We start from the raw sequence: 22,104 nt of genomic DNA on the forward strand, positions 1-22,104 counted from the left end.
TGCTTGCAGGTGTTGCCGTGTCGTGTTCAGACAAATTTTTCGTGGTAAATTAGCGTAATCCACAGCCGTTTAAAAGAGATAACTACATGTTAAATAAAAATAATGTACGAGGAACCCTAAGCCTTGTCGGGTTAGGGGCTCTCCTGACTGGATGTGCATCAGTTCCTAATCCCAGTCCCGATGATCCTTTGGAAAGTTATAACCGTAGCATGTTTCAGGTCAATGAAGCGGTGGATAAGGCAGTGTTCAAACCGGTGGCTCACGGATACCGGGCTGTTGTGCCTAATCCGGTCCGTACCTGTGTCAGCAATATTTTTGGCAACTTTGGTGACGTCTGGTCCGCCATCAATAGCATGCTGCAAGGAAGGGCCCTTGATTCCATCAATACGTTTGGACGGGTGTTGTTCAACTCTACCATGGGTATCGGTGGCTGTATCGACGTGGCTACCATGAATGGTGCCAAGAAAATCCCGAATGATTTTGGCACCACCTTGGGTGTTTGGGGAGTTGGTAATGGTCCCTATGTGGTATTGCCCCTGTTTGGCTCCAGTTCCGTTCGGGATGGGGTTGGGTTGGTGGGTGATACTGCCGGCAGCATTGCAACGTTTACGGCGCCAGGGGCGATTCATGATGTACCTGTACGTAATATTGTTATTGGCCTGGAAGTGATCAAGTCGCGTGAAAACCTGCTTGACGCTGATGACTTGGCAGAGGATGTATCCCTGGATAAATATACTTTCGTGCGCGATGCCTATATGCAAAACCGCAAGGCCTTGCTGGAAAGCAAACTGCGCCCTGAGGTGCAGGACAGTGCGGCGGGCGATTTGTCGGTCCCTGTTTATGATGATCCCGAGCAGTCAGCTAATGGCGCATCTGTACCACAGTATGAAGATCCCGGTGAATAAACGGGTTGTTGCGTAAAATCCCCAGGAACTGAAAAACCGCTTGTTTCAAAACAGAGGTTTTTCAGTTGGTTTCAGTCTACCCCCATTTGTTAACGCTTTCTGACAAATCCTTAAATTACTTAATGTATTTGGGGCTGGTTTGTGTTTACATTGACACGGTCGTTTAATTATTTATTGTTTCGTTTTTTGTGAATATTCAGGAGAAATCATGAAGCCCCAATCGGTATTTCTGTTGGTACGGCGTTTTGCTGCCATGGCTTTCGTGTCGGCAGGCTTGCTTGGTACGGCACAGGCTGCCCAAAGCCCAACGCAATTTATCGAGCAGATTGCCAATCAGACCCTTGATGCCGTCAAGCAAAGTAATGCGGCACGCAGTGGCAATATCAATGCCATCAACGAGATTGTCAATCAGAAGTTGATGCCCCATATCGATTTTCAGAAAACCACTCGGTTGGCTACTGGACAACCCTGGCGTCAGGCAACACCCGAGCAGAAATCAGGTTTGGTCGAGGCTTTCAAAAGTACGCTGATACGTACCTATAGCGGTGCTTTTAAGCAGGTATCAGCCAAGACGAAAATCGAGATGCTTCCGTTTCGCGGTAACCCCAACGCCAATGATGTGGTCGTCCGTTCGAATATTCTTGCCGATTCTGGACCGGTGTCTCTTGATTACCGTTTGGCAAAATCAGGTGACGGCTGGCAGATTTATGATTTCAGCGTTGAAGGCATCTGGTTAATCCAGAATTACCGTAACCAGTTTTCTGCACAGATCGCACAAAATGGTATTGATGGCCTGATAAAAGCGTTAAATCAACGAAAGTAACGTGTAAACGGCTATAATCAAGGGTCTGCTTCGTGTTAGAAGCAGGCCTTTTTTGTATGAATATGTCAGCCGTCAAAATAGAAAATATATCCAAAATCTACGCGCCTTCCCTTTCTTTAAGGCAAAGGTTGCTGTCCGCCGCCCCTGCCCGCAAGGGATTCCAGGCACTCAATGAGATAAGCCTCAATATCGAGCAAGGCGAGTTTTTTGGCCTGCTTGGCCCCAACGGTGCGGGAAAAACATCGCTGATTTCCATTTTGGCCGGTTTGTCGCGACCAACCAGTGGCAAGGCCAGCATCTGTGGTTACGATGTGGTGGCCGATTATAAAAATGCCAGGCGCTCTTTGGGTGTGGTTCCCCAAGAGTTGGTCTATGACCCGTTTTTTACAGTCCGTCAAACCTTGCGTAATCAGTCCGGTTATTACGGTTTGCGACATAACGATGACTGGATCGACGAAATTCTTCTGAATCTTGGCCTGTCCGACAAGGCCGATACCAATATGCGAGCCCTGTCAGGGGGTATGAAACGCCGGGTGCTGGTTGCCCAGGCACTGGTGCATCGCCCACCAGTCATCATTCTTGACGAGCCAACGGCCGGCGTTGACGTCGATTTGCGGCGCAGCCTTTGGGACTTTATTTCAAGACTGAATAAAGAAGGCCATACCATTTTGCTAACCACCCATTACCTTGAAGAAGCGCAAACGCTTTGTGGCCGCATCGCTTTTCTCAGGAAGGGCAAAATGATCGCCCTCGACACCACACAGGCCCTGATGGCCAAATTTGGCAGTGAAGATCTTGAGGAAACCTTTGTGCAAATCATGCACACCGGAAGTGAGCAGGCAGCGTAATGAATCCTTTGCAACAAAATATCAAATTCGGCTCCGGTTTCCCCACCTTGCTGCGCAAGGAAATGCTGCGTTTCTGGAAGGTATCCCTTCAGACCGTGGCGGCGCCGGTCATGACCGCTTTGCTGTATTTGCTGGTTTTTGCCCAGGTGCTCGAGGGGCGTGTACAGGTTTATGGCACCCTTTCCTACGTGTCTTTTTTAATGCCTGGCCTCATGATGATGAGCATGATGCAAAATGCCTTTGCCAATCCCTCATCATCGCTTATCCAAAGCCGTATTACGGGTAATCTGGTCTTCGTGTTGTTGCCGCCGCTGTCTTATCTGGAGATTTTCGGGGCTTACGTACTGGCGGCCATTGTGCGTGGAATTTGCGTTGGTCTTGGCATCTGGCTGGTGGCCATCCTGTTCATGCCGTTGTGGCCGGCCCAGATTTTATGGATGGTGCTTTTTTCCGTCATGGCTTGCGGTATTTTTGCCTGCCTTGGGCTGATTGCCGGGCTATGGTCCGAGAAATTTGACCAGTTGGCCCTGTTCCAGAATTTCCTGATCATGCCAGCCACTTTCCTGTCGGGTGTGTTTTACTCCATTCATTCCTTGCCACCGTTTTGGCAGGCTGTGTCACACTGGAATCCGGTGTTCTACATGATAGACGGCTTCCGTTACGGATTTTTTGGTATCTCCGATGTCCCGGTCTGGCACAGTTTTTCTGTAGTACTTTGTTTTTTTATCTTAACTTCATTGCTGGCATTAAAATTGCTGGCTAGCGGCTACAAACTTAGGACATAAAATGTTACCCACTCCTGAACAGATTCGTGAATACATCGCTTCCAACTTGGCCTGTGAGCACATAGAAGTAGTGGGCGACGGTTCCCATTTCCAGGCAATTATCGTTAGCGCAGCCTTTGAGGGCAAACGCCCGATTGCCCGGCATCAACTGGTATATGCGGCATTGGGCGATAAAATGAAGGCTGAAATTCATGCCTTGTCAATGAAAACGCTAACCCCTGAAGAGTATAAAGTGAATGGATAAACTGCGCATTATCGGTGGTCGCCGGCTTTCCGGAGAAGTGACCATATCAGGCGCCAAGAACGCCGCCTTGCCTATTTTATGCGCAACTTTGCTAACGGCCGAACCGGTCATCTTACGCAATGTGCCGGCCTTGAATGATATTCATACCACCCTGAAAGTACTGGGCCAGCTTGGCGTTAAAATCCAGTGGCTGGAAGAGGGTGTGGTACAACTGCAGGCCGACCAGATCAACAGTTACGAGGCGCCGTACGAACTGGTGAAAACCATGCGTGCCTCTATCCTCGTGCTGGGGCCGTTGCTGGCACGCTTTGGCCAGGCCAAGGTCAGTTTGCCAGGAGGCTGTGCCATTGGGCAGCGTCCGGTAGACCAGCATATAAAAGGCCTGGCTACCTTGGGGGCCGACATCCGTGTAGAGCACGGTTTTGTATTGGCCAATGCCCCAAGGCTTCAAGGTGCTTCAATTCATACCGACATGGTAACCGTAGGTGGGACCGAGCAATTTCTGATGTCTGCGGCGTTAGCCAAAGGCACCACCATCCTTGAAAATGCGGCACGCGAACCCGAGGTGGTTGATCTGGCCGAGTTGCTGATTGCCATGGGTGCCAAAATCAGCGGGCATGGTACTGACAGAATTGTTATCGAGGGCGTGGACCAGCTGCATGGCGCCGACTACCGGGTGGTCCCTGACCGTATTGAGGCAGGGACCTTTCTGTGTGCGGTGGGTGCTACCGGTGGCGATATCCTGTTACGCAACGCCGCGCCTGCAACCATGGGCGCCATTCTGGACAAGCTTGAAGAGTCTGGTCTTTCCCTTGAAATCGGACCAGACTGGATTCGTGCCTCAATGAATGACAGGCCCAGGGCAGTAGGGGTTAAGACTTTTGAACATCCCGGCTTTCCTACCGATATGCAGGCCCAGATCATGGCACTTGATGCTGTTGCGAGTGGCACTGCCGTTATCGTGGAAAATATTTTTGAAAATCGTTTCATGCATGTCCCCGAGCTGATTCGCATGGGGGCCGATATCGAGCTGGATGGTCATACCGCCGTGGTGAATGGTGTATCGCAACTGTTTGGTGCCAAGGTCATGGCAACCGACTTGCGGGCATCGGCCAGCCTGGTGATTGCCGCCTTGGCGGCTAACGGTGAAACCATTATCGACCGGATTTACCACCTCGATCGTGGCTATGAGCAAATGGAAGTAAAATTGAAAGGGCTGGGAGCACAAATTGAACGACTGCGTGGGTGATATGTCAAACGAAGATAATGAAATGCTGACGATGGCGCTTTCCAAAGGGCGCATTTTTGAAGAAACCATGCCTTTGCTAGAGGCTGCAGGTATTTCGGTAAGTGAAAGTCCCGAATCCTCGCGCAAATTGATTTTGCCTACCAGCGACGCCAGGCTGCGTTTGCTTATCGTGCGGGCATCTGACGTTCCTACGTACGTGCAGTATGGCGCGGCTGATTTTGGTATTGCCGGTCGTGATGTCCTGTATGAGTACATGCAGGAGCAGCCCGGTGGCCTGTATCAGCCCATAGACCTGAATATCGCCAAATGCCGTCTGGCGGTAGCGGTACGTGAGGGCTTTGATTATGAAGAAGCCGTGAAAAAGGGTGCGCGCTTGCGTGTTGCGACCAAGTATGTGAACGTAGCGCGCGAACATTTCGCCAAAAAAGGTGTTTATGTTGATATCATCAAGCTGTATGGTTCAATGGAGCTGGCACCGTTGGTGGGATTGGCAGATGCGATTGTTGACGTAGTTTCCACCGGGGGCACTTTGCGTGCCAATAACCTGGTGCCGGTAGAAGACGTGATGCCGGTTTCCTCACGGCTTATTGTCAATCAGGCGGCACTGAAAACCAGGGCGGCACGGCTGATGCCCATACTGGAAGCATTCGAAAAAGCGACCGTTTAGGCGGCATTTCGGCCTTATATAAATAAGGGCGCTTCCAGGCCAGACCAGCAGGCCGTTTTTTACTATTTTTGCAAAGAGTGATATGTCTTTAATAAACCGGTTAGATGCCAATGATGTGGATTTTGGCCTGAAGCTGAAAACCCTGCTTGCTTTTGATGCCTCACAAGATGAGCAAATCGAGCAGTCGGTTGCGCAAATTCTTAACGATGTTCGCCAGCGTGGTGACGAGGCGGTCCTTGAGTACACGCAACGCTTTGATCATGTAAAGGCAAACCGTATCCAGGACCTTGAAATTCCGCGTTCCGATTGCGTGGCGGCACTGAATGCCTTGCCTGCGGAACAGCGCAAGGCACTTGAGAGTGCGGCTGACAGGGTTCGTGCCTATCATGAAAAGCAAAAAACAAGCTCCTGGACCTATACCGAAGCCGATGGTACCCTGCTAGGCCAAAAAGTGACGCCCATGGACCGTGTCGGCTTGTACGTGCCAGGTGGCAAGGCCGCCTATCCTTCCTCGGTATTGATGAATGCCTTGCCTGCCAAAGTGGCCGGCGTGCGCGAAGTGGTCATGGTTACCCCCACTCCGGGTGGCAGCCGTAATCCCATCGTGCTGGCTGCTGCCGCGGTGGCAGGGGTCGATCGCGTTATCGCCATTGGCGGTGCACAGGCGGTAGGTGCCCTGGCATATGGTACACAATCAATTACTGGCGTCGATAAAATCGTAGGGCCTGGCAATGCCTATGTGGCCTCAGCCAAGCGACGCGTTTTCGGCACGGTGGGTATTGATATGGTGGCCGGTCCCAGCGAAATCCTGGTCATTTGTGATGGTACTACCCCGGCCGACTGGATTGCCATGGACTTGTTCTCCCAGGCAGAGCACGACGAATTGGCACAGGCCATTTTGTTGTGTCCCGATGCCGCCTATCTGGATGCGGTTTACGAATCCATTGAGCGCCAATTACCGAATATGCCGCGTGCCGATATTATCCGGACCAGCCTGGCCAACCGGGGTGCGCTGATCAAAGTGCGTGATTTGGATCAGGCTTGTGAAATTGCCAATGAAATAGCCCCTGAACACCTTGAGATTTCCACGGAAAACGCTTCGGCATGGGCGGAAAAAATCCGCCATGCCGGTGCGATTTTCATGGGGCGCTACAGTTCGGAGTCACTGGGTGACTATTGTGCCGGGCCTAATCACGTATTGCCCACTTCTCGAACCGCGCGGTTTTCTTCACCGTTGGGCGTATACGATTTCCAGAAGCGCTCCAGCCTGATCCAGGTGTCGCGTGAGGGTGCGCAAACCCTGGGCAATATCGCTGCCACCCTGGCCTTTGGGGAAGGTTTGCAGGCACACGCCGAAAGTGCCCGCTACCGTTTAGATTAAAGACTTGATGAGATGAATATGCGTACAGCTGAAGTAGTTCGTAATACCAATGAAACCAAGATCAAGGTTGCCATCAATCTTGATGGCACCGGTAAACAGTCACTCAATACCGGCGTGCCTTTTCTGGATCACATGATTGACCAGATCGTCCGTCATGGCCTGATTGATATCGACATTACCTGCGATGGAGACTTGCACATCGACGATCACCATACGGTGGAAGATGTGGGCATTACCCTGGGTCAGGCGTTTGCTAAGGCCGTAGGCGATAAAAAAGGTATTTTACGCTACGGCCATGCCTATGTGCCCCTTGATGAGGCCCTGTCACGGGTGGTTATTGATTTCTCTGGCCGTCCCGGACTGGAGTACAACATTCCCTTCACCCGTTCCCATATTGGTCGTTTTGACGTTGACCTGACACGTGAATTTTTCCAGGGCTTTGTTAATCATGCGCTGGTTACCCTGCATATCGACAACCTGAAAGGCTTTAATGCCCACCACCAGGCTGAAACCGTTTTCAAGGCCTTTGGTCGTGCGCTTCGCATGGCGTTAACCGAAGATCCACGTAATGCGGGCGTCGTTCCATCCACGAAAGGCGTATTGTAAGGCTGCTGACTTAAATGAAATCCCCCTCTATTGCAATCGTGGATTATGGCATGGGCAACCTGCATTCGGTGGCCCGTGCCCTGATGCATGCGGCGCCGCATGCCAACGTATACCTGGCCTCCGATATTGCCGGCATCAAGTCTGCTGATCGAATTGTATTTCCCGGCCAAGGTGCCATGCCCGATTGCATGCGCAATCTGGTGCAGTCCGGGCTTGGCGATGCCGTGCTTGAAGCGGCGGCAAATAAGCCTTTGCTGGGTGTTTGCGTCGGCGAGCAAATGCTGTTTGAACGCAGTGAAGAAGGTAACGCTTCCTGCCTGGGTATTTTTCCGGGTACCGTAAAGCGTTTTCAGGGCGAGCGTTTTGCCACTACCGCCCCAGCCAATACGCCACTCGCTGCCATCAGGCACGACACCGAAAAGCTCAAGGTGCCCCACATGGGTTGGAGCCGGGTAAAGCAAACGCGTGCTCACCCTGTCTGGCAAGGCATTCCTGATGATACGTATTTTTATTTTGTGCATAGCTACTATGTTGTCCCCGATGATGACAGCCTGACTGTGGGTACCACACTATATGGAGACGTATTTACTTGTGCCGTTGCCAGGGATAATATTTTTGCCGTACAGTTTCACCCTGAAAAAAGTGCCGGACACGGTTTGCGGCTGTATCGGAATTTTGTCGAGTGGGACATTTAGTTGCGGGACTAAATCCCTAAAATGCGTTATAAATACGGTTGCGGGACTCAAATAACAAAGATACTGTCAACAAAGAGTTACTACGGGGAATGACAAGTCTGCTACTACGGGTTTTGCTCATTCTGTTTTGTTTTTTTCTAATTACCTTTCTAATTAATACAACATTATGCTGCTCATACCAGCCATTGATTTAAAAGACGGACAATGTGTCCGCTTGCGTCAGGGTGACCTAAAAGACGCGACCATTTTCTCCCAGGATCCTCAGGCAATGGCCCGCAAATGGTTAGACCAGGGTGCTCGTCGTCTGCATCTGGTTGACCTGAACGGTGCGATTGCGGGTAAGCCTAAAAACGAGGCAGCCATCCAGGCAATCCTGAAAGAGGTAGGTGACGAAATTCCCGTTCAGATCGGTGGCGGTATCCGGGATCTGGATACGATCGAACGCTATCTTGACCTGGGTATCCGGTATGTCATCATCGGTACTGCCGCTGTCAAGGATCCGGGTTTTCTCCAGGATGCCTGTAGCGCTTTTTCCGGTCATGTAATTGTCGGGCTTGACGCCAAGGATGGCAAAGTCGCTACCGATGGCTGGAGCAAACTCACCAAGCATGAGGTTGTCGATCTGGGCCGCAAGTTTGAAGATTATGGTGTTGAATCCATCATTTACACCGATATTGGCCGTGATGGCATGTTAACCGGTGTCAACATAGAAGCGACGGTTCGTTTGTCACAGGCAGTCAAGATTCCGGTTATTGCTTCAGGTGGCGTTACCAACCTGAAGGATATCGAAGCGCTTTGCGAAGTCGAAGATGAAGGTATTGAGGGTGTGATTTTGGGCCGCAGCATTTATGAAGGCACGCTTGATTTCCAAGAGGCCCAGACGCTGGCTGATGAACTGAACGGGGAAGAAAATTGAGCACTGCCGCCAATGCCGATTCGACGCTGACTAAACGTATTATTCCCTGTCTTGATGTGACGGCAGGGCGCGTTGTCAAAGGGGTGAATTTCGTCGAGTTGCGCGATGCTGGCGATCCGGTTGAAATTGCCCGCCGTTATAACGAGCAGGGCGCTGATGAACTGACATTCCTTGACATCACGGCAACCAGCGATGGCCGGGATCTTATCCTGCCGATTATCGAGCAGGTGGCCTCTCAGGTTTTCATTCCCTTGACGGTGGGTGGTGGTGTTCGCGCTGTTGCCGATATCCAGCGCCTGTTGAACGCCGGTGCTGACAAGGTTTCCATTAACAGTGCCGCTGTGGCCAACCCTGAATTGGTGCGTGAAAGTGCCGATTACTACGGTTCACAGTGCATTGTGGTGGCGATTGATGCCCGCAAGGTTTCTGCCGAAGGCGAGCCCGATCGTTGGGAAGTTTTTACTCATGGCGGTCGCAAGGCTACCGGCATTGATGCTGTTGAATGGGCGATGCGCATGGCCCGTTACGGCGCCGGAGAGCTTCTGTTAACCAGCATGGATCGTGATGGTACCAAATCCGGGTTTGACCTTGAGCTTACCCGTGCCGTTTCCGATGCTGTTTCTGTACCTGTCATTGCTTCTGGTGGCGTGGGTAATTTGCAGCACCTTTGTGATGGCGTTACCAAAGGGCGTGCCAGTGCCGTGTTGGCGGCCAGTATTTTCCACTATGGGGAATACACCATCGCGCAGGCCAAGCAGTTCATGGCACAACAGGGTATTAATGTCCGGGAAATTGCATGAGTTGGATTGATGAAGTGAAATTCGATGAGGCCGGTCTGATTCCTGCCATTGCGCAGGACTGGAAAACCGGCCGTATTTTAATGGTTGCCTGGATGAATCGCGAGTCATTGCAGGAAACCGTGGCTACCCGCAAGGGTGTGTACTGGTCACGTTCGCGCCAGAGGTTATGGCGCAAGGGCGAAGAGTCCGGCAATACGCAGCAGGTTCATGAAGTCCGGCTCGACTGCGATGCCGATGTGGTGCTTCTTAAAATCGAGCAAAATGGGGGCGTGGCTTGTCATACTGGCAGGGAAAGCTGTTTTTTCCGTTTGTTGAACGGCAGTGACAATAGCGCCCAATGGGAAATTACCGACGAGGTCTTGCAAGATCCGGAGCATATGTACAAATGAGCACAGAATCCAATATTGAATTGTCTAGCGTACTCGGCCGCCTGGCCGATGTATTGCAAACCCGCCTGCCTGCTAATGGCGGTGATCCTGCCTCTTCGTATGCCGCCAAGCTTTTTGCCAAGGGCCCTGACGGTTTTCTGAAAAAAATTGGTGAGGAGGCCACAGAGTTGGTGATGGCTTCAAAAGATGGCCAGAATGACCGGATCATTTCGGAAACTGCCGACCTCTGGTTTCATTGCCTGGTGGCGCTTACCTACTACGGGTTGCGTCCCGAAGATGTATTTGCAGAATTGGCGCGCCGGGAAGGATTATCAGGCCTGGTTGAAAAAGCCAGTCGGCATCAATCTTGAATTAATATATTGTTAGCACAATTCAGTATGAACATTGCAGGCAGTTCCTGATATAGTAGAAATTGATTTGGAATTGTCATTTTAGGAGTTGGTTTTATGGGTAGTTTAAGTATATGGCACTGGCTGATCGTCCTGGTGATTGTTGCGCTGGTCTTTGGTACAAAGAAAATTCGCAATATCGGTGAAGACTTGGGTGGTGCAGTCAAGGGCTTCAAGAAAGGCATGAACGAGGCTACCTCGGAAGGTACCGAAACAACCGACAAAAAACCGGCAGGCACAGAAACCATTGATGTGCAGGCAAAAGAAAAATCAGATTCCTGAAATCCAGCAGATCCCTTTTGCATTGGTCTGATTGCCGGTAAAGCGGTTCTGTTTTTTTAAAGCGTATTTATGTTTGGTTTAAGTTTCGGCGAGCTGTTTATCATTGGCATGGTTGCCCTGATTGTCATAGGTCCTGAGCGTTTGCCTAAAGTTGCCCGTACGGTAGGCCTGCTTGTCGGCCGGGCACAGCGTTACGTCAATGACGTTAAAAGCGATATCCAGCGTGAAGTCGACATTCAGGAAATCAGTCAGATCAAAAATGATATGCAATCCTCACTTCAGGATATGAAAACCTCATTTGAGGATACGGCAAAGTCTTTACGTAATCCGGTTGAGCAACTGGGTCAGGAATTGACCGGTGCGGGAAACCAGGTCAAGGATGCTCTGTTACCTGAAAAAAAAGACGCTACCGAAGAAAATGGCCCTGTCAATCACAGTAACAAGCCCGAGAATAAAAACGGTTCAGGAACCCAGGTCTAATGCAGAACTCATCACCTAATGAACATAATGGCGAGAAAGAAGAAAGTTTTTTCTCTCACTTGATAGAATTGCGCTCGCGCCTGATTCATGCTGTTGTGGCCGTATTGGGGGTTTTTGCCATTTTGTGTATTTACCCTGGTACTGGTGCCATCTATGATTTCATTGCGCAGCCAATGATCGAAACCCTGCCGGCTGGCAACAAAATGATCGCCACTGGCGTCATTACGCCATTTCTGGTGCCCCTGAAAGTCACCTTGTTATTTTCGTTTGTGCTGGCCCTGCCCTATGTGCTTTTCCAGGCATGGGCATTTATTGCACCGGGCCTGTACCAGCATGAGAAGCGCCTGGCCATCCCTTTGGTGATTTCCAGCACCTTGCTCTTTTTAGTCGGCATGGCATTTTGTTATTTCATTGTTTTCCATACCGTTTTTCATTTCATTTCCATGGTCTCGCCCGAGTCCATCAATTTTGCCCCTGATATCGAGGCTTATCTCAGCTTTGTAATGACCATGTTTGTTGCATTCGGCATTACCTTTGAGGTGCCTGTTGTGGTCTTGGTACTGGTAACTACCGGCATGATGACACTTGAAAAGCTCAAGGCGGCCAGGGGTTATGTAATTGTGGGGGCTTTTGTCATTGCTGCTATCGTTACCCCTCCTGATGTGCTCAGCCAGTTGTTGCTGGCCATTCCCCTGTGCCTGTTGTATGAACTGGGCCTGTTGGTTGCGCGTTTTATCAAGCCCAAGGACACAGTCACCGAGGAAGTTGACAGCTAAAGCGGCTTATGCCGGTATTCGCCGGCCTGAGTCGCACCGCCAAAAACCGGAAAGTGTTTGGCGCGAATAAATGTTTATTTCTTGGTGGTGGTTCCGGGGCGCTGTCCCAAAGTGACCGTGAGGTCTTGGGGTTTGCCTGCACGTAAAATCTTGAATTTAACTTCGGTTTTGGGTGGAAAGCCGGCAATTTCATTCAGCATCTGGTCTGTATCAATAATTTCCCTGTCATTCATGCCCAGCAGGATATCTCCAACCAGCAGGCCGGCCTGACCGGCCGGGCCATTGGGAATCAGCGAGGCAATAATAATTCCTTTGGTACTGTCCAGGTTGAAGGCTTTGGCAAGGTCGCTGGTAATGTCTTGAGGTTCAATACCTAGCCATCCGCGCGATACAGTGCCGGTCTCAATAATTTCCTGCATGATCTTCAGGGCGGTTTGGGCTGGTGTGGCAAATCCTATGCCCAGTGAGCCACCCGCCTCGGATTCGGAATAAATGGCGGTATTAATCCCGATCAGGTCACCGTTGACGTTAATCAGAGCACCACCCGAGTTGCCGGGGTTGATAGCGGCGTCGGTCTGGATGAAGTTTTCGTAGGTATTGATGCCCAGTCCAGTGCGACCGAGTGCCGAGATTATGCCCATGGTTGTGGTTTGTCCAACGCCAAACGGATTGCCGATGGCCAAGACAACATCACCCACATTAAGCTGTTGTTTGCTATCGGGGTGAATGGCAACCAGATCGGGCAAGTCAATTTTAAGTACAGCCAGATCGGTATCAGGGTCGGCGCCAATCAGTCGTGCGCTGGATTTGCGACCATCGGTCAGGGCAACTTCAATAGAGTCTGCAGCTTCAACAACATGGTAGTTGGTCAGGATATAACCGTCTGCAGAGGCAATAACGCCAGAGCCCAGGCTGGTCGTGTTATTAAGCATCTGCATGTTTTCCTTCTGTTCCTGGATAAATGGCCGCAGTGCGGGAACATCGGGCAGATTCTTGAACGGAGATTCTATGTTCTTGCTGGTGTAAATATTCACGACAGAGGGTGCGGCAACCTTAACTGCACCTGCATAGGATGTGATAATGGTGATTAGCCGTTCTGGCTCTTTTGTTTTTTCGGCTTTGGTTGCGGTTTCTTTGGGTGGTTCTGCTGGTTCTATCTTGACTGTCGCGGTAGGTACGGACGCGGGAATAGGCGCCTGTTTTTTAAAATCAAGCCAGTCTGGTCGTAATGTAGTAACCGTAAACAGGATTGCGAGAAAAACAGTTACGGTTTGAGAGAAAATTAACCAATAGCGATGCATAAAGGAAAATGAAGTGAGTGAAATTTTTACACAAGACTTGGTAAAGTGGCTTGATGAAAACCTGAAACCACATTTATATCAAGATTATGCACCAAATGGACTCCAGGTGCAGGGAAGGCCGGTAATAAAAAAAGTAATTACAGGTGTAACTGCGTCTTTGGCCTTGCTTGAAAAAGCGATTGAATATCAGGCGGATGCGGTTATTGTGCATCACGGATGGTTTTGGAAAAATGAAGACGTGCGCATTCTGGGTACCAAATACCAGCGAATTGCCCTGGCAATCAAGCATGATTTGAACATTATTGGCTACCATTTGCCCCTGGACGCCCATCCTGAGTGGGGGAACAACAGGCAATTGGCCAAAGTGCTCGATTTACAGCCTTTCTATGAAGATGACCAGCCCCAGACGTGCGGCAGGGGAGGGCTGGTTTGGTTGGGTTCTCTTGTTACAGGTGAAACAACATTGTCAGATTTGGGTGTATTAATTTCACAACGTTTGGAAAGAAAACCGTTGTTAATCGGAGACACTAATAAGCTGATCAAAAAAGTGGCATGGTGCACAGGTGGGGCGCAAGGCATGTTTCAGGATGCGATTGATGCCGGCGTGGATGCTTTTATTACTGGAGAGGCTTCGGAGCCTGTTTATCACATGGCCCAGGAAAGTGGGGTGGCCTTTATTGCGGCCGGTCATCACGCCACCGAACGTTATGGCATTCAGGCACTGGGAAATGCAATGGTGGACCGTTTTGGCATCGCATCAACCTTTGTTGATATACCTAATCCGGTTTAGGGGACTTCGCTGAAACAACCAACCCGCCATGAAGGCGGGTTGGGGTAGGTTGATCAGTTTTTGTTTTTCAGCAGGTCCCGGATTTCCGTTAACAGGACGACATCAGCCGGGTCAGGCGCGGCAGCGGCCTGCGCTTCTTGTTCTTTCTCCATGGTAGCACGGGCTTTAGCGATGACTTTAACTAGACAAAAAACAACAAAAGCCAGCAAGATGAAGTTAATCAGAATGGTCAAGAAGTTACCATAGGCCAGTACATTGGCACCCGCATTGGTCATGTCAACATAGGTTTCAGGCCCGGTATAGCCCTCTGGTTTTGATAAGACAATGAATTTATTGGAAAAATCAACAGAGCCACCCAGGATGAAATTGATGAACGGCATCATTACGTCCCTGACCAGTGAATCGATGATTTTGCCGAAAGCGGCGCCGATAATCACACCTACTGCCAGATCAATCATATTGCCTTTGACGGCAAATTGTTTAAATTCGTTGATAAAACTTTTGGCTTTACTCATAAGAAATCCTTTTTTCCACTGTCCATAACCGGACACAGTATATAATAAGCGGTTGCTAAGCTTTATACATATAAATTTATGTAATTTTTTGAGTACCTTAGTTGTATCAATAAGGATAGATAATGAGTCAGGATTCAATACAGCATGACAATGAAGGCACTGCATCGCCTGCAGTCCTTCCACCCGATCCATCACGTCGTTTCTGGTTGGGTACTGCCTGTGCGGTTGGTGGTGTGGCCGGTGTCGCAACAGCGGTTCCGTTTGTTGCATCCATGTCACCATCAGAACGCGCCAAGGCGGCAGGGGCACCCGTTAAAGTAAATCTTAATGCGATTGCTCCAGGCACGATGCTTACTGTCGAGTGGCAGGGCAAGCCCGTGTGGATTTTGCATCGTACGCCGGAAATGATTGATGGCCTTAAACGCAATGATCCCTTTTTGGCCGATCCGTTCTCTGAACGTCCAGGCTTCACGCCCGAGTTTGCTAAAAACATAGACCGTTCACGCAAGCCTGAATGGTTTGTTTGCGTTGGTATTTGTACGCATCTGGGTTGTTCTCCATCTCCACGCTTTGCTGTTGGTGGTGGAGATGGCTTGCCCTCTAATTGGGATGGCGGTTTTCTATGCCCGTGCCATGGTTCTATGTTTGATTTGGCCGGTCGGGTATTCAAGAACCAGCCTGCTCCAGATAATCTGGAAGTGCCACCGTATTATTATATTGATGATAATAATATTATGGTTGGCCTTGATAAAGCAGCGGGCTAGTAGCCGAGGCTACTGTAATTAGTATCTTGCCAAGTTAGAAAAGGAGCCTCTACATGGCTAGCGAAAAAGTTGTCGAAACGACAGGGTTATTGGGGTGGGTAGATAAGCGTTTCCCGCTGACATCCCTATGGAAAGCGCATTTATCAGAATATTATGCGCCCAAGAATTTCAATTTCTGGTATTTCTTCGGTTCACTTGCATTACTCGTGTTGGTAATTCAAATTGTGACCGGTATTTTCATGGTCATGCACTACAAACCCGATGCTGCCCTGGCGTTTGCATCGGTCGAGTACATTATGCGTGAAGTGCCTTATGGCTGGATTATCCGCTATATGCACTCTACAGGTGCATCCATGTTCTTTGTCGTGGTCTATTTGCACATGTTGCGTGGCATGCTTTACGGTTCATACCGCAAGCCTCGTGAGCTGGTGTGGATTTTCGGTGTTGCCATTTTCCTGTGCCTGATGGCAGAGGCTTTCTTTGGTTACCTGTTGCCATGGGGTCAAATGTCTTTCTGGGGTGCCCAGGTTATTGTTAACCTGTTTGCCGCGATTCCTTTCGTTGGCCCAGAATTGTCAGTCTGGATTCGTGGTGACTTCGTGGTATCTGATGCCACACTGAACCGCTTCTTTGCATTCCACGTGATTGCTATTCCGTTAGTGCTGATCGGCCTGATCGTGGCTCACGTTATTGCGTTGCACGAAGTGGGTTCAAACAACCCCGACGGTATCGAAATCAAAGATAAAAAAGATGCGAATGGCCGTCCCCTCGATGGTATTCCGTTCCACCCTTACTACTCTGTCCATGACATCATGGGTGTGGCAGGGTTCCTGTTCATTTTTGCTGCAATCATGTTCTTTGCACCAACCATGGGCGGTTACTTCCTTGAAGCCAACAACTTCCTGCCGGCAGACCCATTCCAGACCCCTGCGCATATTGCACCGGTTTGGTACTTCACGCCGTTCTACTCTATGCTGCGTGCTACCACTGACGAGTTTACTTGGGTGATGGTTGCATTGGCGCTGATTTTTGCGGTTGGCCTGCTCCTGAGCAAGAATGTTAAAGGCATTTGGAAAATTATTTGGCCGGTTGTCCTGATTGGCGTTGCCGTTGCGCTGCGTGTATTTGATGCCAAATTCTGGGGCGTTGTCGTGATGGGTGGTACCGTTGTTATCCTTGGTTTCCTGCCATGGCTTGATCAATCAAAGGTTAAATCAATCCGTTATCGTCCTACATGGCACAAGCTGTTGTATGTGATTTTCATGATTGATTTCGTCGTCCTGGGTTACATTGGTACGCAACCACCAACCCCTGTATTGAATATCATTTCACAGGTTGGCACGCTGATTTATCTGGCATTTTTCTTCTTTATGCCAATCTGGAGCCGTTTGGGTACATTCAAGCAGGTACCTGATCGTGTGACTTTCCATCCTCATGCGTAAATCAGGAATGAACATGATTAAGAAACTTTTAGGCGCGTTAGTTTTGATGTTTGCCGTATCAGGTACAGCTCTGGCTGCGGCAGGTGGTTATCCGTGGGATCGCGCCCCCGAGCGGATTACTGATCTGGCTGCTTTGCAGAATGGTGCCAAACTGTTCGTCAACTACTGTCTGAACTGTCATAGCGCCAATGCCTTGCGCTATAACAAGCTGATGGATCTTGGCCTGACTGAAAAAGAGATTGAAGAAAATCTGCTGTTCACAGGTAACAAGGTTGGTGACAAGATGACCGTTGCCTTGAGTCCTAAAGATGCCAAGCTGTGGTTGGGCGTGGCACCGCCGGATCTGTCCGTCATGGCTCGTGCCAAGGCGGCCAACTTGGGCCAGCCTGGTACCGATTACATTTATACCTACCTGCGTACGTTCTATCGTGATGTTACCCGTCCACTGGGCTGGAACAACCTGGTATTCCCCAACGCCGGTATGCCTAATGTTTTCTATGAGCAATCAGGCCCCAGTGAGTTGACCACGGTTACTGTTCATCCGGTCGAAAAAGATGGTCAGGTGCAATGGTTCAAGACAACCACACTGGTTGATGCAGAGGGCTTTACGAGTGTTGTTAGCGATGAGGTATTGCCTGACTACAAAGGTACTGGTTCTGTCGAGCAAACCCTGAAATATCTGGATCCAGCCAAACAGGCCGAGTTTGATAACAATATGGCTGATCTGGCTGCCTTCCTTGGCTGGATGGCCGAGCCCGACCAACAGTTCCGTAAACAATTGGGAACCTGGGTTCTGCTGTTCCTGGCACTGTTCTTTGTGATTGCATGGCGCTTGAACAAGACATACTGGAAGCATGTTAAATAAGCTGTAGAAGGGCAGGCGGACAAAATTTACCTTTAAATAGAGTACAATCAGTCAGTCTGCCAAAATCCTTTTCATAGGGTCAGTGCTTTTTGTGGGCACTGGCCTTTCTTTATTTTCTTCAGTGGGAGTCCGCACAATATGATGGTGCTTTACTCTGGAACAACATGTCCATTTTCACAACGTTGCCGCTTTGTCCTTTACGAAAAAGGCATGGACTTTGAGGTGCGTGATATAGATTTGTTTAATAAGCCAGAAGACATTTCTGTCATGAATCCTTATGGCAAAGTGCCTATTCTCGTTGAACGTGATCTGATTCTCTATGAATCAAATATTATCAATGAATATATTGATGAGCGCTTTCCACATCCCCAACTGATGCCAGCTGATCCTGTCATGCGTGCACGTACACGCCTGTTCTTGCATAACTTCGAAAAAGAATTGTTTGTGTCGGTGGGTATTCTCGAGGACCGCAGCTTGCAGGCAGATGAAAAACGTCTTGATCTGGCCCGTCGTACTATCAGGGATCGTCTGTCGCAATTGGCGCCCTTGCTGATAAAAAACCGCTTCATGTTGGGTGAAGAATTCTCCATGCTTGATGTGACCGTAGCGCCATTGTTGTGGCGTCTTGATCATTACGGTATAGAATTGCCCAAAAGCGCGGCGCCGCTTATGAAGTATGCCGAGCGTATTTTCTCTCGCCCTGCTTATATCGAAGCCTTGACTCCTTCAGAAAAAGTAATGCGACGTTAATATCATGACTTCTGTTTCTACCAAACCTTATCTGCTTCGTGCCTTGTATGAATGGTGTACCGATTCTGGCTATACGCCGCATCTGGTGGTCAAGGTGGACCAATATTGTCAAGTGCCCCAGGAACATGTGCGTGATGGCTATATCACCCTGAATATTGGTGCATTGGCAACAGGCAAGTTGTCCATGGAAAATGACTGGATCAGTTTCAACGCGCGTTTTAACGGTGTTTCACGCAGCATTGCCGTGCCGGTCAGTGCAGTTTCGGCGATTTATGCGCGTGAAACCCAGGAAGGGATGCAGTTTGAAACAGAAGAGTATGTACCTGGCCAGGATATCGAGGAAGTCGGCATGCCCGATGAGCCTGATGATGATCCACCAGCCAGCGGAGCCACAAAAGCACCATGGTTGAAGGTAGTTAAATAAGCGGATTTGATTTTTGTGCTTTTTTACAACAAATCAGTTTTTTCTCTGGACAGTAACGCAATAAAACGTATATAATTTTTTTTCTTTAGCCGGCTTAGCTCAGTTGGTAGAGCAGCTGATTTGTAATCAGAAGGTCGAGGGTTCGACTCCTTTAGCCGGCACCATATTCAAAGGCCTGCGTTTTTTAAAACGCAGGCCTTTATTATTTTGTATTCCCATCTTCTGGGGTTGCCTGGATCAGGCATAATCCGCTTATCAGGCTGGTTTACTGTTCTTTTGCTGGGCTTCTTCAAAAAATACGGGTAATTGGATATGCACAATCAAGCCCGGTTGATTGTCGCTGAAGTGCAGTTTTCCGTCATGTAATGAAAGAATGGCGCGCACACTGGCCAGGCCCAGGCCAAAACCGCTGCTGTCCGGATTCAGTTGATGGAAATGCTGGCCGATATTCGGGTATTCATCGGCAGGAATGCCGGGGCCGTCATCCGAGACAAGCAGGCTAATATACTTGGCAGACTTTGTGATTCGCACACAGATATCCTGTCTGGCGTATTTGATGGCATTTTCTATTAACTGTGAAAGCATGCTGGCCAGCAGGTCGGCATCGCCCCATACCATGGCTTGCCCGGTAGATTGAAATTTAAGGGACAGGTTTTTTTCTTCCGCGTAGGCCTCGTACATGTCCACGACATCGTCGGCAATTTGTTCAAGGTCGCATGGCCAGAATCGTTGGCGTTGGATGCCTGATTCGATTTCTGAAATATACAGCAGTTTTTCAAACAGTTTGTTCAGGCTTTCTATTTCATTGATTGAACGGTGAATGACCGCCCGCAGTTCTGATTCATTGCTTTGAAGGTTTTCTACCGAACGCAACTGGTTAAGAATCCGGGTCAGGGGGGTGCGAAGGTTATGGGCAATGGTATTGGAAACATGCCGTACGCCGGTCATTAGTGATTCAATCTTGTCCAGCATCGAGTTGATTTCGCTGCTCAGGAAATAAAATTCGTCTTTAGTGGCGGAAAGGGGGATGCGCGAAGAAAGATTGCCCTCACTGATTTTAACGGCAGTTTTCCTGATGGAGCCAACCCGATAATCCAGTTCCTTGCGAAACATATGCACGCCTACCATGACCAGTAAAAACGCAATGAAGACCGTGACCAGGCAAGCTTGGCCGATTTTCCGGATAATATCCTTCATCGAGTCAAGATCAATGCCGGTCATCAATATGCTTCGGTCGGGCAGCGTGGTTTCAAGCATCCGGGCGGTAGTAGGGCTTCCATAAAGAACCAGAGGGACCTCGGTTTTGTTGGTTTCGGTCAGTTTGGGGCGATATTCAAGATTGCCGGCCAGTTTATGGCCGTTTTCATCCAGCAAAAGGTAAATCCCCTGGCTCTCGTCAATTTGATCCGAGATAGTCATGTTGATGGCTTGGATCAGGCCTTTTCTTCCTCCAATTATAAATTCACCCTCCAGGCGGGACATGGAGGCTGTGGCAAGCTGCGCGGCCTGGGAATGCAGGGTACCAATAACCTGAAGATAGATGAAAGCCAGCAGGACAAGAATCGAGAAAAACGCCAGCAGGCCATAGTTGACCATCAGGCGAAACGAAATCGAGTCCCATGTCTTGCGAATTTTCAAACGGATATATTCATTCATTGGAATGGGATAGTATTAGTTTTCGGGTGCTTGCGTGGACAGGAGATAGCCTGCTCCTCGCACGGTGTGAATCAGGGCAGGCGTAAATCCCGTGTCAATTTTCCGGCGTAGACGGCTGATTTGCACATCAATGACATTTGATTGGGGGTCAAACCGGTAATCCCACACTGCTTCCAGCAACATGGTGCGCGTAACTACATTACCTTCATTAAGCATGAGGTGATGTAAAAGGCGGAATTCGCGTGGTTGCAGGTTGATGTGCGTGCCTGAGCGATCAACCTTGCGTGTGACCAGATCCAGTTTCAGGTCTGCTACTTGTAGTTGTTGCCTGGCTTGATCGCTTCTGGTGGTACGGCGAATCAGCGCTTCCATGCGGGCGTTCAGTTCTGAAAATGAAAACGGCTTGGTCATGTAGTCATCGCAGCCCGATTTGAGCCCCTTGACCTTTTCATCTACGGCAGACAGTGCACTTAATATAATCACCGGGGTTTTATTCCCGGTTGACCTCAGGGTAGAAAGGATGGACAGGCCATCTATATTGCCTGGCAACATGCGGTCAAGAATAATGATGTCCCATTGGCCGCTGAGTGCTTTTTTCAGTCCATCAGGACCATTGTTGCAAATCACCGTTTTATGCTTCAGTTCAGTGAGGCCTTTGGCAATGTAACGGGCGTTTTCGTAGTCATCTTCTACGATCAGGCAATGCCACATTCGCATTTCTCCATCAGTGCTTGTGGTAATAATCAGTCATTATGCAATAAATTCAGTCGCTTAAGCCAGATCTGGTTAGGGTATATACCAATACTTTATGTAAATAATGAGTCATTAAGGGGAATATTTGAAAACATGACCAAATGGTAATGTTTTGTTCATTAATTTAGAGGTCGCATCCTTTACAATCTCGCAGTGCGCTTCTATACGCAAGATTATTAAGCTTGAATAAAAGCAGTTTAGGAGAAAAAGAGGATGGTTACATGTTAATTAAGAACAATCAGGACTTCTGGTCCGGCTTGATGTTCATCGCTTTGGGCGTCGGTTTTTCGCTGTTCGCCACGAGCTATGACATGGGTACGCCTGCCCGCATGGGGCCTGGCTATTTTCCATTTTGGCTGGGGGTTGTCCTGGCTTTGCTGGGTGGTATTGTGACTCTTAACTCCATGCGGGGTAAAGAGGCGGACGATCACCATATTGGCAAGTTCGACTTTGACATTCTGGCCCTGATCATTGGCTCGATTGTGGTGTTCGGTGTCATGCTGGATAACCTGGGTCTGTATATTTCACTGGTTCTGCTGGTCATTTTCAGCAGCCTGGCCAGTCATGAGTTCAGCCTTAAAATCGCCATCGGCAATGCCATTTTCCTGC

General features: G+C 49.4%; 28 protein-coding genes and 1 tRNA gene. 25 read left to right on the plus strand and 4 right to left on the minus strand.

What is annotated here, in order from left to right:
- The first annotated feature begins 86 nt into the window (after positions 1-86).
- The 17 genes from ACM5Q9_RS13750 (at position 87) to tatC (ending at position 12,235) form a co-directional block, all read left to right on the plus strand.
- Complete coding sequence (locus ACM5Q9_RS13750; protein ID WP_418145302.1) at positions 87-905, plus strand: VacJ family lipoprotein; 819 nt, start codon at positions 87-89, stop codon at positions 903-905.
- 208 nt (positions 906-1,113) lie between these two features.
- Positions 1,114-1,728, plus strand: a complete 615-nt coding sequence (locus tag ACM5Q9_RS13755) for an MlaC/ttg2D family ABC transporter substrate-binding protein (protein WP_418145303.1) — start codon at positions 1,114-1,116, stop codon at positions 1,726-1,728.
- A gap of 62 nt (positions 1,729-1,790) precedes the next feature.
- On the plus strand, positions 1,791-2,576 hold the full coding sequence (locus ACM5Q9_RS13760; protein ID WP_418145330.1) for an ABC transporter ATP-binding protein: 786 nt from the start codon (positions 1,791-1,793) through the stop codon (positions 2,574-2,576).
- Complete coding sequence (locus ACM5Q9_RS13765) at positions 2,576-3,361, plus strand: ABC transporter permease (RefSeq protein WP_418145304.1); 786 nt, start codon at positions 2,576-2,578, stop codon at positions 3,359-3,361. Before ACM5Q9_RS13760 ends, ACM5Q9_RS13765 begins: the two co-directional genes overlap by 1 nt.
- A 1-nt stretch (position 3,362) precedes the next feature.
- A complete protein-coding gene (locus ACM5Q9_RS13770) occupies positions 3,363-3,605 on the plus strand; it encodes a BolA family protein (protein WP_418145305.1) in 243 nt (80 codons plus the stop codon).
- A complete protein-coding gene (murA, locus tag ACM5Q9_RS13775; protein WP_418145306.1) occupies positions 3,598-4,854 on the plus strand; it encodes a UDP-N-acetylglucosamine 1-carboxyvinyltransferase in 1,257 nt (418 codons plus the stop codon). Before ACM5Q9_RS13770 ends, murA begins: the two co-directional genes overlap by 8 nt.
- Position 4,855: 1 nt before the next feature.
- On the plus strand, positions 4,856-5,521 hold the full coding sequence (gene hisG, locus ACM5Q9_RS13780; RefSeq protein WP_418145307.1) for an ATP phosphoribosyltransferase: 666 nt from the start codon (positions 4,856-4,858) through the stop codon (positions 5,519-5,521).
- 82 nt (positions 5,522-5,603) lie between these two features.
- Positions 5,604-6,902: a histidinol dehydrogenase gene (gene hisD / locus ACM5Q9_RS13785; protein WP_418145308.1), complete on the plus strand. Its 1,299-nt coding sequence runs from the start codon at positions 5,604-5,606 to the stop codon at positions 6,900-6,902.
- 18 nt (positions 6,903-6,920) lie between these two features.
- On the plus strand, positions 6,921-7,508 hold the full coding sequence (gene hisB, locus ACM5Q9_RS13790) for an imidazoleglycerol-phosphate dehydratase HisB (RefSeq protein WP_418145309.1): 588 nt from the start codon (positions 6,921-6,923) through the stop codon (positions 7,506-7,508).
- Between the two features lie 14 nt (positions 7,509-7,522).
- On the plus strand, positions 7,523-8,203 hold the full coding sequence (gene hisH / locus ACM5Q9_RS13795; protein ID WP_418145310.1) for an imidazole glycerol phosphate synthase subunit HisH: 681 nt from the start codon (positions 7,523-7,525) through the stop codon (positions 8,201-8,203).
- A gap of 166 nt (positions 8,204-8,369) precedes the next feature.
- Positions 8,370-9,119 (plus strand): 1-(5-phosphoribosyl)-5-[(5-phosphoribosylamino)methylideneamino]imidazole-4-carboxamide isomerase, encoded by a 750-nt coding sequence (gene hisA / locus ACM5Q9_RS13800; protein WP_418145311.1) that lies wholly within the window; start codon positions 8,370-8,372, stop codon positions 9,117-9,119.
- A complete protein-coding gene (hisF, locus tag ACM5Q9_RS13805; RefSeq protein ID WP_418145312.1) occupies positions 9,116-9,919 on the plus strand; it encodes an imidazole glycerol phosphate synthase subunit HisF in 804 nt (267 codons plus the stop codon). The genes hisA and hisF overlap by 4 nt, the downstream gene beginning before the upstream one ends.
- Positions 9,916-10,308 (plus strand): phosphoribosyl-AMP cyclohydrolase, encoded by a 393-nt coding sequence (gene hisI / locus ACM5Q9_RS13810; protein ID WP_418145313.1) that lies wholly within the window; start codon positions 9,916-9,918, stop codon positions 10,306-10,308. The genes hisF and hisI overlap by 4 nt, the downstream gene beginning before the upstream one ends.
- On the plus strand, positions 10,305-10,658 hold the full coding sequence (locus ACM5Q9_RS13815) for a phosphoribosyl-ATP diphosphatase (protein ID WP_418145314.1): 354 nt from the start codon (positions 10,305-10,307) through the stop codon (positions 10,656-10,658). Before hisI ends, ACM5Q9_RS13815 begins: the two co-directional genes overlap by 4 nt.
- 96 nt (positions 10,659-10,754) lie before the next feature.
- Positions 10,755-10,979: a Sec-independent protein translocase subunit TatA gene (tatA, locus tag ACM5Q9_RS13820; protein WP_418145315.1), complete on the plus strand. Its 225-nt coding sequence runs from the start codon at positions 10,755-10,757 to the stop codon at positions 10,977-10,979.
- 69 nt (positions 10,980-11,048) lie between these two features.
- Positions 11,049-11,459 (plus strand): Sec-independent protein translocase protein TatB, encoded by a 411-nt coding sequence (gene tatB, locus ACM5Q9_RS13825; protein WP_418145316.1) that lies wholly within the window; start codon positions 11,049-11,051, stop codon positions 11,457-11,459.
- Positions 11,459-12,235, plus strand: a complete 777-nt coding sequence (gene tatC / locus ACM5Q9_RS13830) for a twin-arginine translocase subunit TatC (protein ID WP_418145317.1) — start codon at positions 11,459-11,461, stop codon at positions 12,233-12,235. The genes tatB and tatC overlap by 1 nt, the downstream gene beginning before the upstream one ends.
- A 74-nt stretch (positions 12,236-12,309) precedes the next feature.
- Here tatC and ACM5Q9_RS13835 read toward each other — a convergent pair whose 3' ends face one another.
- On the minus strand, positions 12,310-13,536 hold the full coding sequence (locus ACM5Q9_RS13835; RefSeq protein ID WP_418145318.1) for a S1C family serine protease: 1,227 nt from the start codon (positions 13,534-13,536) through the stop codon (positions 12,310-12,312).
- Between the two features lie 13 nt (positions 13,537-13,549).
- Here ACM5Q9_RS13835 and ACM5Q9_RS13840 point away from each other — a divergent pair, with 13 nt between their 5' ends.
- Positions 13,550-14,326 (plus strand): Nif3-like dinuclear metal center hexameric protein, encoded by a 777-nt coding sequence (locus tag ACM5Q9_RS13840; protein WP_418145319.1) that lies wholly within the window; start codon positions 13,550-13,552, stop codon positions 14,324-14,326.
- A gap of 53 nt (positions 14,327-14,379) precedes the next feature.
- Here the strand turns inward: ACM5Q9_RS13840 and mscL are convergent, their stop codons facing one another.
- Positions 14,380-14,841 carry a large conductance mechanosensitive channel protein MscL gene (gene mscL / locus ACM5Q9_RS13845; protein ID WP_418145320.1) on the minus strand — a complete coding sequence of 154 codons (462 nt, stop codon included), beginning with the start codon at positions 14,839-14,841 and terminating at the stop codon, positions 14,380-14,382.
- 122 nt (positions 14,842-14,963) lie between these two features.
- On the opposite strand from mscL, the gene petA reads away from it, so the two are divergent.
- The 6 genes from petA (at position 14,964) to ACM5Q9_RS13875 (ending at position 19,250) form a co-directional block, all read left to right on the plus strand.
- Positions 14,964-15,605, plus strand: coding sequence for a ubiquinol-cytochrome c reductase iron-sulfur subunit (gene petA, locus ACM5Q9_RS13850; protein ID WP_418145321.1), 642 nt, complete (start codon positions 14,964-14,966; stop codon positions 15,603-15,605).
- 53 nt (positions 15,606-15,658) lie between these two features.
- Positions 15,659-17,047, plus strand: a complete 1,389-nt coding sequence (locus tag ACM5Q9_RS13855; protein WP_418145322.1) for a cytochrome b — start codon at positions 15,659-15,661, stop codon at positions 17,045-17,047.
- A gap of 13 nt (positions 17,048-17,060) precedes the next feature.
- On the plus strand, positions 17,061-17,912 hold the full coding sequence (locus tag ACM5Q9_RS13860) for a cytochrome c1 (RefSeq protein ID WP_418145323.1): 852 nt from the start codon (positions 17,061-17,063) through the stop codon (positions 17,910-17,912).
- Positions 17,913-18,050: 138 nt separating this feature from the next.
- A complete protein-coding gene (locus ACM5Q9_RS13865) occupies positions 18,051-18,662 on the plus strand; it encodes a glutathione S-transferase N-terminal domain-containing protein (protein ID WP_418145324.1) in 612 nt (203 codons plus the stop codon).
- Positions 18,663-18,666: 4 nt separating this feature from the next.
- Complete coding sequence (locus ACM5Q9_RS13870; RefSeq protein WP_418145325.1) at positions 18,667-19,086, plus strand: ClpXP protease specificity-enhancing factor; 420 nt, start codon at positions 18,667-18,669, stop codon at positions 19,084-19,086.
- An 88-nt stretch (positions 19,087-19,174) separates the two neighbouring features.
- A tRNA-Thr gene (locus ACM5Q9_RS13875) sits at positions 19,175-19,250 on the plus strand.
- Positions 19,251-19,341: 91 nt separating this feature from the next.
- Here ACM5Q9_RS13875 and ACM5Q9_RS13880 read toward each other — a convergent pair.
- Positions 19,342-20,742 carry an ATP-binding protein gene (locus tag ACM5Q9_RS13880; RefSeq protein WP_418145326.1) on the minus strand — a complete coding sequence of 467 codons (1,401 nt, stop codon included), beginning with the start codon at positions 20,740-20,742 and terminating at the stop codon, positions 19,342-19,344.
- A gap of 15 nt (positions 20,743-20,757) precedes the next feature.
- Entirely contained in the window at positions 20,758-21,453 is a 696-nt protein-coding gene (locus tag ACM5Q9_RS13885; RefSeq protein WP_418145327.1) for a winged helix-turn-helix domain-containing protein, read from the minus strand.
- A gap of 263 nt (positions 21,454-21,716) precedes the next feature.
- Between ACM5Q9_RS13885 and ACM5Q9_RS13890 the strand changes: the two genes are divergently transcribed.
- Positions 21,717-22,104, plus strand: a 388-nt coding sequence (locus tag ACM5Q9_RS13890) for a tripartite tricarboxylate transporter TctB family protein (protein WP_418145328.1), incomplete at its 3' end; no start/stop codon positions are given.

It is taken from the genome of Advenella sp. RU8 (assembly GCF_048381675.1).
Lineage (GTDB): Bacteria > Pseudomonadota > Gammaproteobacteria > Burkholderiales > Burkholderiaceae_B > Advenella.